Raw genomic sequence first — 14,606 nt, forward strand, 5'->3', positions numbered from 1 at the left:
TAAAATATTTCCGTCCTCTTGTTATAAGCCTTATATCGATTGGTACTTTGCTCTGTAGGGTAAATGGGCAAATCGCAGGCAATAAAAAGCCCCGCGATCAGGCGAGGCTTTTCAGGGTTTTCAGCAGTTCGGCGTATCAGGCAACCAGTGCCTGGCGCGCACGTTCGATCACTGCCTGCAGCGGTTCGGCGCTGGAATACTGGTCGGGATACAGGCGTTCGCTGTGACGGGCGATCCCATGTTCGTTGACCAGGGTGAAGCTGAAGCAACCTTTGCGAGCGGCCATGATCAGGCAGTTCAACGGTGCAAAGGCGTGGGTTAGGGTGCGAATGGCATCCTGAGTCTGGATTTGAGTAGACATAATTATTAGGTGTTCCTACAAATGACACGGTTAAGAACCGTGCAACGTTAAAACGTTCCAGTAAACGTCGACCAGCATTGGTCAAACGAAGAACCTGACTGGAACAAAGCAGCCAGTTGCAGCGCGTTGATTGGTTGCGCTAGGGCTGGCAGGTAGGTACTTAGGAGGGCAGGCAACACAGCAAGGGCAAAGGTTCGGGGCCCAGGGTGGAGATCCTGATCAATTTGCAGGTTGGTTCGGTCAGAGTAAATGGCTCGAGCACTGCCGTTGAATTCGTATCAAGGGCGATAGGGTGAGCTTTACCTGGAAACCATCGAGGTGGTCGGTCCTTGGTGTTCGACGTTGTGCTCGGTTGGAGACGCTGTCGATGGGACTTGTTCGACCAGAATTGACTTTCAGCTTGGTACTAACGGCGAGAATTCTATTGAGTTGAACGACATAATGCAAGTGTGCTAGGAAAAAACTTTCAGAAGAGGCCAGAGTCTCAAGCATCGGCTGTGTAACCGTTGCTGTTGTGGCGTGTACGAAAACAGTGCGTTACCGGCGTTAATCTGCGCAAGGTTGTGCACACTTGTTGCGCAGCGTGTCACCCCGTTGTCACCTTCCCCAACGCCTGCCCCCTAGCCTGTCTCGAGAATTTAAGTCAATGATAAACATCGCTTTTTTTTACTGGTGAAAAAATCGTCAGTTTGACTGCAAGGCCCGTCTCATGGGGCTTTGGGAGGGTTGTGGAGGGGTTGTCCACTGAGTTATCCACAGCTTCTGTGGATTGTCCCAAGCGCTTGCTCTAGGACGGGCGTGCTGGCTCTTTTAGGCTTTACCCGGGCGAAAAAAGGAGTAGAGTGGCGCGCCTTCCGATCTGCCCCACAGTGCTTTATGAAGTTTCGCTCCGTATCACCTTCTGTTACCGCGACCCCTGCCAGTGTTACCGAACCCAAGCGGTTTTCCCTGCGCGTTGCTCTCTGGCTGTTGGACAGCCCGCGCCTTGGTCACAACCCCAACGTCAAGCATTTTGCTGGACGCCTGCTCAAGCAGCCGGCCCGGGAAGGCGTGGTCGCGGCGCAGAGTCGCCTGGGCCAGCTGATGTGCCGCGAATGCGGCAACGCCCGTGATCGTCGCATCGGCCATGACCTGTTGCGCCAGGCTGCCCGTGCCGGCGACCGCCGTGCGCAACTGGAGCTGGGCCGGATCGAAGACTGAGCTGTCCAACACTCGGACGCTTGGTTAACCTTCATTTCTTCTTTCTACAGCAGGAATCGCTATGGCTATGGACTTGACCAGCTTGCTGCTTGGCCTGGCGGGAGCGGCGCTGCCGCTACTGGTTCTGGCCTGGCAACTGCAACGCCGGGCCAGTTCCAGCCAGACTGAGCTGAGCCTGCTGGAAGAGCGCCTGGCCACGGCCCAATTGGCCCAGGAGGGGTTGGCAGCACAGTTGGATGCCAGCCGCGATGAAGTCAGCGACCTGAGCCAGGCCAATGCTCTGAAGCAGGCGGACCTGGCAGCCCTGCGCCGCGAGGTCGAATTGCTGCAGATCGAGCGCGATAACGCCCGTGATGCCGCCCACGCCTGGAACCTGGAACGGGCCGCCAAAGAAAACGAATTGCGCCGGCTGGATGCCCTGGCGGCGTCCTTGAATGCCGAGCTTCGTGAGCAGCAGGACAGCCACCAGCAGCGCCTGACCGATCTGCAAGGCTCGCGGGATGAGTTGCGCGCCCAGTTCGCCGAGCTGGCGGGCAAGATCTTCGATGAGCGCGAACAGCGTTTCGCCGAGACCAGCCAGCAGCGCCTTGGGCAGTTGCTGGACCCGCTCAAGGAGCGCATCCAGTCCTTCGAGAAGCGGGTCGAGGAAAGCTATCAGGCCGAAGCCCGGGAGCGCTTCTCCCTGGCCAAGGAGCTGGAGCGCCTGCAACAGCTGAACCTGCGCCTGAGCGATGAGGCCACCAACCTGACCCGTGCCCTCAAGGGCCAGAAGACTCAGGGCAACTGGGGCGAGCTGATTCTGGAGCGAGTGCTGGAGCACGCCGGCCTGGAAAAGGGCCGCGAGTATCAGACTCAGGTCAGCCTCAAGGGCCCGGATGGCGAGCGCTTCCAGCCTGACGTGCTGATCATGTTGCCGGGTGACAAGCAGGTGGTAGTGGATTCCAAGGTCAGCCTCACGGCTTACCAGCAATACGTCGGTAGCGACGATCCGCAGGTCGCCCAGGCGGCTCTGAAACAGCACGTGCTGTCCTTGCGCAATCATGTCAAAGGTCTGGCCGGCAAGGATTACAAGCGCCTTGAAGGCTTGCACAGCCTCGATTTCGTGCTGCTGTTCGTGCCCATCGAGGCAGCGTTTTCCGCGGCTCTGCAGGCCGAGCCGAATCTGTTCCAGGAAGCCTTTGACCGGCATATCGTGATCGTCAGCCCAACCACGTTGCTGGCCACCTTGCGGGTGATCGACAGCCTGTGGAAGCAGGAACGCCAGAGCCAGAATGCCCGGGAGATCGCTGAGCGCGCCGGCTGGCTGTACGACAAGTTCGTGCTGTTTATCCAGGACCTGGATGAAGTGGGCAATCGCCTGCAACAACTGGACAAGGCCTACGCCGCTGCGCGTAACAAGCTGACTGAAGGGCGTGGCAACCTGGTCAGCCGTAGCGAGCAGCTCAAGCTGCTCGGCGCCCGGGCCAGCAAGAGCTTGCCGGCGGACTTGCTGGAGCGGGCCATGACCGACGCCGAAGGACGCGAGCTGGAATTGCCGGAGTAATCCGCCAAAGGCCCGTCAGCCCAGGGGCAGGTGCCGGCTCAGCAGGGCGCGCAAGGCCGCCGGCTTCACCGGCTTGGCCAGATAGTCCAGGCCCGCTGCATGGACCTGGGCGACCATTTCAGGGCGCCCATCGGCACTGATCACGACCCCCGGTACCGGCTCGCCCAGTTGCGTGCGCAGCCAGGCCATGACCTCGGTCCCGGTCTCGCCGTTATCCAGGTGGTAGTCCACCAGGGCCAGTTGCGGGCGGATGCCTTCTTTGAGCAGCGCCGCGCATTCCTCGCGGTTGCGGGCGGTCCAGACCTGGCAGCCCCAGCGGGTGAGCAGGCTGTTCATGCCGATCAGAATGCTGTCTTCATTATCGACGCAGAGCACTTGCCCGCCATTGAGGGGCTGGCCGTTGAGCTCGGCTGCCTTGCCTGGAGCCACCACGCTGCTGCGGGCCAGGGGCACGCTGACGCTGAATACGCTGCCTTTGCCGGGCCAGGAACGTACCTGCAACGGATGGCCGAGCACCCGGCACAGGCCATCGGCAATCGCCAGGCCCAGGCCCAGGCCTTTCTCGGCGCGGGTCTGGTGGCTGTCCAGGCGCTTGAATTCTTCGAAGATCACCTGCTGCTTGTCCTGGGGAATACCCGGCCCCCGGTCCCAGACTTCCAGGCTCAACGTTTCACCACGGCGGCGCACTCCCAGCAAAACGGGGCCCTTGGCGTAACGGAAGGCATTGGTCAGAAAGTTCTGCAGCACCCGACGTAGCAGCTTGCTGTCGCTGTCGATGCGCAGATGGCTGCCGCGCACCCGGAACTGCAAGCCCTGTTCCTGGGCCAGGGCCTTGAATTCGGCTCCCAGGGTGTCGAACAGTTCGTTGAGGGCAAAGGGCTTGCGATCAGGGGTGATCTTGCCGTTTTCCAGGCGCGAGATGTCCAGCAGGTCGCTGATCAGGTCCTCGGCGGAGCGCAACGAACTGTCCAGATGCTGCACCAGTTGCTGGGCTTCGGCGGACAGGCCGTCGTCCTGGTGGGACAGGGCCGCGGAGAACAGGCGCGCGGCGTTCAGCGGTTGCATCAGATCGTGGCTGACCGCGGCCAGAAAACGCGTCTTCGACTGGTTGGCCGCTTCCGCCGTGCCCTTGGCCTCAGTCAGTGCTGCGTTGAGTTGCGACAGTTCGTGGGTACGCTCAGCCACTCTTTGTTCCAGCCCTTCATTGGCCTCGGTGAGGGCCTGCTCGGCTTCGCGGAACGGGGTGATGTCGGTGAAGCTCATGACAAAGCCGCCGCCGGGCATGGGGTTGCCGATCAGTTCGATGACCCGGCCATTGGGGAACAGCCGCTCGGAAGTATGAGCCCGACCCTGGCGCATCCAGTGCAGGCGCCGGGCCACATGGACTTCTGCCTCGCCAGGTCCGCACAGGCCGCGCTCGGCATTGTGACGAATGATGTCGGCAATTGGCCGGCCCACGCTGATCAGCCCATCGGGGTAGTTGAACAGCTCCAGGTAGCGGCGGTTCCAGGCCACCAGCTTCAGCGACTGATCGACCACGCTGATGCCTTGGGTAATGTTTTCAATCGCCCCTTGCAGCAGGGCCCGGTTGAACTGCAGCACCTCGGACGCTTCGTCGGCGATGCGCACCACGTCTTCGAGCTGCATCTCCCGGCCTTCAATGGCGGCCTTGACCACCGCGCGGGTGGAAGAGGCGCCGAGCACACCGGCCAGCAGGCGCTCGGTATGGGCGATCCACTCGCCGTCGGCATTCTGGTTCGGGTTGAAGCCTTTGCCCTGACGATAGGCGAAGCGGATGAAGCTCTGGCGCGCACGTTCCTCACCGACAAAACGCGCGGCCAGTTTCAGCAGGTCGTCGATCTGTACCGCCAGCATCGAGCGGGAGCTGAGGCGGCCGCTGATTTCCTGGCCGATGAAGCGTCCGGCCTGCCAGTGCTCGGAGACTCGGGTGCGCGAGAGCACCGAGACCCAGGCGAACAGGGTGAAGTTGCCCGCCAGGGACAGCACTACGCCTTGGGTCAGCGGGGTGATCGGCAGGTTCAGCGGATTGCCGTGCAGCCAGGCCAGGCCAGGGAAACTGCTCAGGGACCAGCCCAGGCTGTGGGCGGCGATGGGCAGGATCAGGGTGTAGAACCAGATGAAGGTACCGGCAGCCAGGCCGGCGAATACACCGCGGCGGTTGGCCTGTTTCCAGTACAGCGCCCCGAGCATGGCCGGTGCCAGCTGGGTCACGGCGGCGAAGGCGATCTGGCCGATGGTGGCCAGGCTGGCGGTGGAGCCCAGCAGGCGATAGCTGACGTAGGCCAGCAACAGGATGACCACGATGCTCACCCGGCGCACCGAGAGCATCCAGTGGCGGAAGACTTCGAACGGCCGCTCGGCATTCTTGTGGCGCAACAGCCAGGGCAGCAGCATGTCGTTGGAGACCATGGTGGACAGCGCCACGCTGGCGACGATCACCATGCCGGTGGCCGCCGAGGCGCCGCCGATGAATGCCAGCAGAGCCAGGGCGGGGTGGGCCTGGGCCAGGGGCAGGCTGATGACGAAGGAGTCCGGCAATACGCTGCTGGGCAGGAGCATCTGCCCGGCGAGGGCGATGGGCACCACGAACAGCGCGGCGAGGGCCAGGTACGCCGGGAACACCCATTTGGCCAGGCGCAGATCCTGGGGTTCGATGTTTTCCACCACGGTGACGTGGAACTGCCGCGGCAGGCAGATGATCGCCATCATCGCCACTCCGGTCTGCACCACCATCGACGGCCAGTTGATGGTTTCCTTCCAGTACTGCTCCAGTCGCGGAGCCAGCATGGCCTGGTTGAACAGGTCGTCGAAGCCGTCATAGAGGCCGAAGGTGACGAAGGCGCCGACGGCGAGAAAGGCAAACAGCTTGACCAGGGATTCGAAGGCAATCGCCAGCACCATGCCGCGGTGGTGCTCGGTGGCATCGAGGTTGCGGGTCCCGAAGACGATGGTGAACAGGGCCAGGATCAGCGACACGATCAGCGCCGTGTCCTGGGCGCGGGTGCCCATGGCGTCTGCACCAGCACCGATCAGCAGGTTGACCCCAAGCACGATGCCCTTGAGCTGCAGGGCGATGTAGGGCAGTACCCCCACCAGGCAGATCAGTGCCACCACCACCGCCAGCGACTGGGATTTGCCATAGCGGGCAGCAATGAAGTCGGCGATCGAGGTGATGTTCTCCTGCTTGCTGATCATCACCATCTTCTGCAGCACCCAGGGGGCGAACACCAGCAGCAGGATGGGGCCGAGGTAGATCGGCAGGAAGGCCCAGAGCTGCTCGGCCGCCTGGCCCACCGCGCCAAAGAAGGTCCAGCTGGTGCAGTAGACCGCCAGCGACAGGCTGTATACCCAGGCCCGCACCCGCGGCGGAAGTGGCGCGCTGCGGCGGTCACCGTAGAAGGCGATGGCGAACATGATGGCCATATAGGCCAGGGCAACGGCGGCGATCAGCCCGCTGGACAACGACATGGAAACTCCGGAACAAAGACACCGGGCACCTCAGCCCGGCCAGACAGTCTGGCACGATGTTGGATTGGCGTCAGTGTCGACCAAGGTATCAGCGCGGCCTGATGTCGCAGGGCTGAGCCGAGGCGGGGAAGGGCTACGGCTGCAGAGCGATCTCGATCAGTTCATGGAGTTCCTGAACCGGCAGTGGCGTGGCGGAGAACAGGATGCGAAACACTGTGGGTGCTACCAGCAGGTTCAGCAGGCGGTCGATGTCCGGCAGGTTTTCCGTGTGGCCCTGATAGCGCTCGAGGATGCACTGCAACTGCCCGCTGAGGATGGTCACGCAATAGCCCGGGGTCGCGCTGCATTGCACATCGCGCATCATGTTGCGCCCGGGCTCCGAGCTCATTTCGTCCAGATACTGTTCGGCCCAGGCCCGCAGGTCGCCGCGCAGGCTGCCGGTATTGGCCGGTTCGCTGTCCGGGCGCATTCGTTCCAGGGCGACATCGGCCAGCAGGGCCGACAGGTCGCCCCAGCGCCGGTAGATGGTCGACGGAGTGACGCCTGCTCGGGCGGCGATCTGCGGCACGGTGAGGGACGAGCGATCCTGCTCTTCAAGGAGCTCGCGGACCGCGGTGTGAATGGATTCCTGGACCCGGGCGCTACGGCCGCCGGGGCGCAAACCTTCTTTGATAGCCATGGGGCGGCACCTTAACACAAAGAATTTGCTTTAAGCATTGGCGGGTAGCACACTGCGCAAAAGCAAAATATTAGCTTTAGTGGAGCGAGCTTATGTCCGGTGCTATCGACACTTGCGTGTCCAACCGTCGCAGTCTGGTGTTTCTGGCCATTACCCTGTTGAGTTTTCTGGCTGCCTCCAGCGTACCGACCCCGCTGTACCACCTGTATCAGGAAAACCTGCACTTTTCCCCGGCGGTGCTGACCTTGATATTCGGGGTCTACGCGATAAGCCTGCTGGCGGCTCTGCTGACCGTAGGGTCGCTGTCGGATCACCTGGGGCGGCGACCGGTGATTTTTGTCGCCTTACTGCTCAATATCCTGGCGATGTTGCTGTTCATCAATGAAAGCGGAGTGCAGTGGCTGATTGCTGCGCGGGTGATGCAAGGCTTTGCCACCGGCATGGCCACCAGTGTGCTGGGGGCGGCCCTGCTGGATACCGATCGCCAGCAGGGGCCGTTGGTCAATAGCGTTGCGCCGCTATTGGGCATGGCCTGTGGTGCCATGGGGGCCAGCCTGTTGGTGGAGTTTGCGCCCTGGCCGCTGCAATTGAGCTACTGGCTGCTGCTCGGGGTGTTCGTGCTCCAGGCCGGGTATGTCTGGCGCTTGCCGGAAAGTGTCAGCCCGCAACCCGGTGCCTGGGCGTCGCTGAAACCCACGCTGCATGTGCCGGTGCAAGCGCGGCGCGCGTTATGGCTGGCCTTGCCGGTGGACGTGGCGGTGTGGGCGGTGGGCGGCTTCTATCTGTCGCTGGCGCCTTCGCTGGTCCGTGCGGCGACCGGCTCCACCTCGAACCTGATCGGCGGTGGCCTGGTGGCGGTGCTGACACTCAGCGGCGCGCTGATGATCTATTCCCTGCGTCAGCGTCCTGCAGACAGGGTGCTGCGCCTGGGCGCCGGGATGCTGGCGACGGGAGTGATGCTGATCCTCGCTGCGGTGCATAGCGCCAGCCTGCCGTTGTTCTTCTTTGGCACCTTGGTGCTGGGCAGCGGCTTTGGTGCCGGTTTTCTCGGTGCGCTGCGCAGTGTGGTGCCACTGGCCCTGCCTCATGAGCGTGCGGGCCTGATGTCGGCGTTTTATGTGCTGAGCTATCTGGCCTTCTGTCTGCCGGCGTTGTTGGCTGGCAACCTGACCCGCAGCTTCGGCCTGATCGCTACTACCGACGGCTATGGTGCGGTACTGGTTCTCTTGTCCCTCGGGGCACTGCTGGCCCTGATGCGCCAGCGCCCGGTGACGGCGTGTGGGGCGTCGGGGCTTTGAGCCCGAGGCTTCAAGGGCTTCGGGATTGTGCCTGGGAAGCCGCAGGGGAGAGGTGCTGTACGCCAATCAGATACGGGCGTGTCGCCGGGCGCGGTCCGATTGCGGTGATCGCTCCTGGGGCCGTGCATAGATGTTTATCTGCAAAATAGATAACAGATAGAGAAATTACCCGTTATATAGATATTCGATTAGGTTCTACCATGTTTCCTACCTCATCGGAGGACAGGAGACACGACCATGACATGCCCCAATAGCGTTAAAACCGGCCACTGGCCATTGAGCCATCTGCCGCATCCCCTCGAAGCCATTCGCCAATTCACCCCCAACTGGTTCGCCGCCACCATGGGCACCGGGGTTCTGGCCTTGGCGCTGGCCCAGTGGCCGGCCGAGGTTCCCGGCTTGCACCAGGTGGCAGAGGGTTTCTGGTGGCTGACCATCGCCCTGTTCCTGTTGTTTACCGCGATGTATACCGCACGCTGGGTACTGTTCTTCGACGAGGCGCGGCGGATTTTCGGGCACTCCACGGTCTCGATGTTCTTCGGCACCATCCCCATGGGCCTGGCGACCATCATCAATGGCTTGCTGGTGTTCGGCATACCTCGCTGGGGCGATGGTGTGGTGGAGGTGGCGCAACTGCTGTGGTGGCTGGATGTGGCCATGTCCCTGGCCTGCGGGATCCTGATTCCCTACATGATGTTCACCCGCCAGGAACACAGCATCGACCAGATGACCGCGGTCTGGCTGCTACCGGTGGTGGCGGCCGAAGTGGCGGCGGCCAGTGGCGGCCTGCTTGCGCCTCATCTGCTGGATGCCCACGGGCAGTTGGTAATGCTCAGCACCAGCTACGTGCTGTGGGCCTTTTCGCTGCCGGTGGCGTTCAGCATCCTGACCATCCTGCTGTTGCGCATGGCGCTGCACAAACTGCCCCATGAAAGCATGGCGGCGTCGAGCTGGCTGGCCCTGGGGCCAATCGGCACCGGTGCCCTGGGCATGCTGGTGCTGGGCGCCGATGCACCGGCGATCTTCGCCGCCAATGGCTTGCCCGGCGTCGGTGAGATTGCCGCCGGCCTGGGCCTGGTGGCGGGGCTCACACTGTGGGGGTTCGGTCTGTGGTGGATGTTGATGGCCGTGCTCATCACCCGCCGTTACCTGCGCGAAGGCATACCCTTCAATCTTGGCTGGTGGGGCTTTACCTTTCCTCTGGGCGTGTATTCGCTGGCCACCCTTAAACTGGGCAGCACCTTGCACCTGGGGTTTTTCAGTGTGTTTGGCGCCGTACTGGTGGCGGCGCTGGCGGTGATGTGGCTGATCGTGGCCAAGCGCACGGTGCAGGGGGCTTATAAAGGAGAGCTGTTTGTCTCGCCGTGCATTGCGGGGTTACGGAAATAATCGGCAAAGATAGGTAAGGTTGTGGCCTGGATCGATATTCGACATTCCAATAACAGTATCCACGCCACTCAGGGACATGGAAGATGAGTCACCCTTCGCAGTTCACCTTGCTTCGCAAGCGGCGGTTCCTGCCGTTTTTCATCACGCAATCCCTCGGTGCCTTCAACGACAACATCTTCAAGCAGTCGCTGATCCTGGCCATTCTCTACAAGCTGAGCATCGAGGGTGACCGGTCGATCTGGGTCAACCTCTGTGCCTTGCTGTTCATCCTGCCGTTCTTCCTGTTTTCCGCCCTGGCCGGGCAGTTTGGCGAGAAGTTCGCCAAGGACTCGCTGATCCGCCTGATCAAACTGGGGGAGATCGCGATCATGGTGGTGGGGGCGGTGGGCTTCGCCTTCGATCACCTGTCGCTGATGCTGGTGGCCCTGTTCGCCATGGGCACCCACTCGGCGCTGTTCGGCCCAGTGAAGTATTCGATCCTGCCCCAGGCCTTGCGTGAAGAGGAATTGGTGGGAGGCAACGGCCTGGTGGAAATGGGTACGTTCCTGGCGATCCTGGCCGGCACTATCGGCGCTGGGGTCATGATGTCCTCGGAGCATTACGCGCCGATAGTCTCCAGCGCCATGATCGGTGTGGCGGTACTGGGCTACCTGGCCAGCCGCGCCATTCCCCGGGCTGCCGCGGCGACCCCGGAGATGCGCCTGAACTGGAATATCTTCAGCCAGTCCTGGGCCACCTTGCGCCTGGGGCTGGGGCAGACCCCGGCGGTGTCGCGCTCGATTGTCGGCAACTCCTGGTTCTGGTTCGTCGGCGCCATCTACCTGACCCAGATTCCGGCCTATGCCAAGGAATGGATGCACGGCGACGAGACCGTGGTAACCCTGATCCTGACGGTGTTCTCGGTGGGGATTGCCGTAGGTTCGATGCTGTGCGAGAAGCTGTCGGGGCGCAAAGTTGAGATCGGTCTGGTACCGTTCGGCTCCTTTGGCCTGACGGTGTTCGGCCTGCTGCTGTGGTGGCATTCCGGTGGTATCCCGGAAAGCGCCACGGGTCATGGCTGGATTGAAGTGCTGGGTTTTGCCCATGCCTGGTGGGTGCTGTTCGATGTCCTTGGCCTGGGGATCTTCGGTGGCTTCTATATAGTGCCGCTGTATGCCCTGATCCAGTCCCGTACCCCGGAAAACGAGCGGGCCCGGGTGATAGCCGCCAACAACATTCTCAATGCGCTGTTCATGGTGGTCTCGGCGATTGTCTCTATCGTGATGCTGAGCATGGTCCAGCTGACCATTCCCCACCTGTTCCTGGTGGTGTCGCTGCTCAACATTGCGGTCAACGTCTACATCTTCAAGGTGGTGCCCGAGTTCAGCATGCGTTTCATGATCTGGCTGCTCAGCCATTCCATGTACCGCGTCGAGCATCGCAATCTGGAGTTGATCCCTGATGAAGGTGCTGCCCTGCTGGTGTGCAACCACGTGTCTTTCGTCGATGCCTTGCTGATTGGCGGTGCGGTGCGTCGGCCGATTCGCTTCGTCATGTACTACAAGATCTACAACCTGCCGGTGTTGAACTTCATCTTCCGTACCGCTGGAACCATTCCCATCGCCGGTCGGCATGAAGACCTGCAGATCTATGAAAAAGCCTTCCAGCGCATTGCCCAGTACCTGCGCGATGGCGAGCTGGTGTGCATTTTTCCCGAGGGCAAGCTGACTGCCGATGGCCAGATCAACGAGTTCAAGGGCGGGCTGACACGGATTCTCGAGGAAACCCCGGTGCCGGTGATTCCCATGGCTCTGCAAGGCTTGTGGGGCAGCTTCTTCAGTCGCGATCCGAGCAAGGGTTTCTTCCACCGCTTCTGGTCGCGAGTGACCCTGGTGGCCGGGCCATCGGTGGCGGTGGACGCGGCCGAACCGGCGCAGTTGCAGGCCATGGTGGCGCAGTTGCGGGGCCCATGGCGCTAGCTGCCGGATACGAAAACGCCCGCACATTTGCGGGCGTTTTCATTTCTGCCTGGGCTTTTCAGCTGGCGCTGACTTTCAGGCCCACCAGGCCGGCGATGATCAGCGCCACGCTGACCAGGCGCACCAGAGCCATGGATTCGCCAAACAGGATGATGCCGGCGATCACCGTGCCGACGGCGCCGACTCCGGTCCAGATGGCATAGGCCGTGCCCAGGGGCAGTTCCTTCATCGCCAGGCCCAGCAGGCCGAGGCTGATGGCCATGGCAATGATGGTCAGGGCGGTGGGCAGCGGGCGGCTGAAGCCATCGGTGTATTTCAGGCCGACGGCCCAGCCCACTTCAAACAAACCGGCAAAAAACAGAATGATCCAGGACATGCCTACCTCATCGGTTGATGGGGTCGTCCCCGGAGTTGATCGCTCGAATGAGTCGCGAGGTCGTCCTCGCGATGCGCAGTATACTGCCCACTCTCACGTGGGCGAGTATTTTTTTCCTCAGTCATGGCCTCGCTGTATTTCCAGCTTTTGTTCGGCTGGATCTTCCATTCGCCGGAAATAGGTCGAGAGCAGGGCCCCGGAAATGTTGTGCCAGACGCTGAACAAGGCGCTGGGTACCGCCGCCAGTGGCGAGAAATGAGCGCTGGCCAGGGCCGCGCCCAGGCCGGAGTTCTGCATGCCGACTTCCAGGGCCAGGGATTTTCGTTGCGCCAGTGGCAGCTTGAACAGACGCCCCGTGAAGTAGCCCAGCAGGTAGCCGAAGCTGTTGTGCAGCATCACCACGGCCATGATCAGCAGGCCTGACTCGGCGATTTTCGCCTGGCTGGCGGCCACCACCGCGGTGACGATGATGACGATGCTCACCACGGAAACCAGCGGCAGTACTTCCACCGCGTGCTGCACCCGCTGGCCCAGCAGGCGCTGGGCCAGCACTCCCAGCACGATCGGTAGCAGCACCACTTGCAGGATCGACCAGAACAGCTCCATGAACGAGACCGGTAGCCAGGCCGAGGCCAGCAACCAGATCAGCGCCGGGGTCAGCAGTGGGGCCAGTAGAGTGGTAACCGCTGCAATGGCCACCGACAGCGCCAGGTCGCCGCGGGCCAGCCAGGTCATCACGTTGGAAGAGGTGCCGCTTGGGCAGCAGCCGACCAGGATCACCCCTACGGCGATTTCCGGCGGCAGGTGAAATGCCTGGCAGAGCACCCAGGCCACCCCGGGCATGATCACGAAATGGGCCACCACTCCCAGGGCCACGCGCCATGGGTGGCGGGCCACTTCGGCGAAATCTTCGAGTTTCAGGGTCAGGCCCATGCCGAACATCACCAGGCCCAGCAGCGGCACGATGGCGCCCTTGAGACCGACGAACCAGCCAGGCTGGAAGAATGCCAGGATGGCGAAGATCAGTACCCAGTAAGCGAAGGTGTTGCCGACAAAGCGGCTCAGTGCAGCCAGTGCGCGCATGACCTGTTCCTTATTATGTGAAAACGCCACCGAAGGCGGTGGCGTCTAGTGCGTAGCGGTTATCCGGGCAAGGCGTCAGATGCCCTGCGGAATCTCCTCGCCGCCCAGGGCTTCGAACAGCGCCGGCAGGAAGTCGCCGAAGGTCAGCATCATCAGGGTGAAGCTGGCATCCTGCTGGCCGAGGGCTTCATCACCGCCGTCCTGTTCCGCCTGATCCTGCAGCAGGTCTTCGAACTTCAGGCGCTTGACCACCATTTTGTCGTCGAGCATGAAGGACAGTTTGTCCTGCCAGGCCAGGGACAGTTGAGTGACCACCTTGCCGGTGCTCAGGTGCAGCTGGATTTCCTCGCCGGTCAGGTCCTGGCGCTTGCAACGCACGATGCCGCCGTCCTCGTGGGTGTCGCGTAGTTCGCACTCGTCGAGTACGAAGAAGTCGTCGGCGGCTTTCTGGGTCTTGACCCAGTCGGTCATGATCGCGGTGGGAGCGATCTTCACGGTCAGCGGGCGAACCGGCAGGGTGCCGAGGACTTCGCGCAGGGTGGAGAGCAGGTCTTCGGCGCGCTTCGGGCTGGCCGAGTTGACCAGGATCAGGCCCTGTTTCGGGGCAATGGCGGCGAAGGTCGAGGAGCGACGGATAAACGCACGGGGCAGGAAGGCCTGGATGATTTCATCCTTGATCTGGTCGCGTTCCTTCTTATAGACCTTGCGCATCTGTTCGGCTTCGATCTCTTCGACCTTTTCCTTCACCGCATCGCGCACCACGCTGCCAGGCAGGATGCGTTCCTCCTTGCGCGCGGCTACCAGCATGAAGTCCTGGCTGACGTGAACCAGCGGGGCGTCTTCACCTTTGCCGAAAGGGGCGACGAAACCGTAAGTGGTCAACTCCTGGCTTGCACAGGGGCGCGCCAGTTTGGTCGCCAGTGCAGTTTCCAGCGCCTCAGCATCAAAAGGCAGATCTTGGGTCAGGCGATAGATCAGCAGGTTTTTGAACCACATGGGGTGAATCTCTCCTTATACAAAGGAGGGCATTATTCTCTTCGCTGCTGCTCAGGCCAACCCTTCGCTAAGCCTTTGGAAGGCCTGAAAAAATTATTATAAAAAGTGCTTGCCAGAGTGGGGGCTGCTCCGTAGAATGCGCGCCACACCGAACGTGAAGGGTGATTAGCTCAGCTGGGAGAGCGTCTGCCTTACAAGCAGAATGTCGGCGGTTCGATCCCGTCATCACCCACC

General features: G+C 61.8%; 11 protein-coding genes and 1 tRNA gene. 6 read left to right on the plus strand and 6 right to left on the minus strand.

Features of this window, described 5'->3' with window-relative positions; translation table 11 throughout:
• Positions 1–136: 136 nt before the first annotated feature.
• Positions 137–361 carry a hypothetical protein gene (locus AC1RL5_RS22670; RefSeq protein ID WP_011062680.1) on the minus strand — a complete coding sequence of 75 codons (225 nt, stop codon included), beginning with the start codon at positions 359–361 and terminating at the stop codon, positions 137–139.
• Between the two features lie 876 nt (positions 362–1,237).
• Here AC1RL5_RS22670 and AC1RL5_RS22675 point away from each other — a divergent pair.
• Positions 1,238–1,561, plus strand: coding sequence for an SEL1-like repeat protein (locus AC1RL5_RS22675; protein ID WP_011062679.1), 324 nt, complete (start codon positions 1,238–1,240; stop codon positions 1,559–1,561).
• Positions 1,562–1,736: 175 nt separating this feature from the next.
• Positions 1,737–3,104, plus strand: coding sequence for a DNA recombination protein RmuC (locus AC1RL5_RS22680; RefSeq protein ID WP_162865008.1), 1,368 nt, complete (start codon positions 1,737–1,739; stop codon positions 3,102–3,104).
• A gap of 15 nt (positions 3,105–3,119) precedes the next feature.
• Here AC1RL5_RS22680 and AC1RL5_RS22685 read toward each other — a convergent pair whose 3' ends face one another.
• Positions 3,120–6,593, minus strand: a complete 3,474-nt coding sequence (locus tag AC1RL5_RS22685; RefSeq protein ID WP_093407711.1) for a hybrid sensor histidine kinase/response regulator — start codon at positions 6,591–6,593, stop codon at positions 3,120–3,122.
• Between the two features lie 133 nt (positions 6,594–6,726).
• Complete coding sequence (locus AC1RL5_RS22690) at positions 6,727–7,272, minus strand: TetR/AcrR family transcriptional regulator (protein ID WP_047337532.1); 546 nt, start codon at positions 7,270–7,272, stop codon at positions 6,727–6,729.
• A 92-nt stretch (positions 7,273–7,364) separates the two neighbouring features.
• On the opposite strand from AC1RL5_RS22690, the gene AC1RL5_RS22695 reads away from it, so the two are divergent.
• From AC1RL5_RS22695 to AC1RL5_RS22705, 3 genes are all read left to right on the plus strand, one after another.
• Positions 7,365–8,570 carry an MFS transporter gene (locus tag AC1RL5_RS22695; protein ID WP_072450677.1) on the plus strand — a complete coding sequence of 402 codons (1,206 nt, stop codon included), beginning with the start codon at positions 7,365–7,367 and terminating at the stop codon, positions 8,568–8,570.
• 237 nt (positions 8,571–8,807) lie between these two features.
• Positions 8,808–9,959 (plus strand): TDT family transporter, encoded by a 1,152-nt coding sequence (locus AC1RL5_RS22700; RefSeq protein ID WP_072450676.1) that lies wholly within the window; start codon positions 8,808–8,810, stop codon positions 9,957–9,959.
• Positions 9,960–10,042: 83 nt separating this feature from the next.
• Entirely contained in the window at positions 10,043–11,917 is a 1,875-nt protein-coding gene (locus AC1RL5_RS22705; RefSeq protein ID WP_145712435.1) for an MFS transporter, read from the plus strand.
• A gap of 58 nt (positions 11,918–11,975) precedes the next feature.
• On the opposite strand, the gene sugE is transcribed toward AC1RL5_RS22705, so the two are convergent.
• From sugE to rdgC, 3 genes are all read right to left on the minus strand, one after another.
• On the minus strand, positions 11,976–12,293 hold the full coding sequence (gene sugE / locus AC1RL5_RS22710) for a quaternary ammonium compound efflux SMR transporter SugE (RefSeq protein ID WP_011062672.1): 318 nt from the start codon (positions 12,291–12,293) through the stop codon (positions 11,976–11,978).
• Positions 12,294–12,410: 117 nt separating this feature from the next.
• Positions 12,411–13,376 (minus strand): bile acid:sodium symporter family protein, encoded by a 966-nt coding sequence (locus AC1RL5_RS22715; protein ID WP_011062671.1) that lies wholly within the window; start codon positions 13,374–13,376, stop codon positions 12,411–12,413.
• A gap of 75 nt (positions 13,377–13,451) precedes the next feature.
• Entirely contained in the window at positions 13,452–14,372 is a 921-nt protein-coding gene (rdgC, locus tag AC1RL5_RS22720; RefSeq protein WP_011062670.1) for a recombination-associated protein RdgC, read from the minus strand.
• 159 nt (positions 14,373–14,531) lie between these two features.
• Here rdgC and AC1RL5_RS22725 point away from each other — a divergent pair.
• A tRNA-Val gene (locus AC1RL5_RS22725) sits at positions 14,532–14,604 on the plus strand.
• Positions 14,605–14,606: the final 2 nt, after the last annotated feature.

It is taken from the genome of Pseudomonas sp. GW822-FHT06D10, from assembly GCF_058799535.1.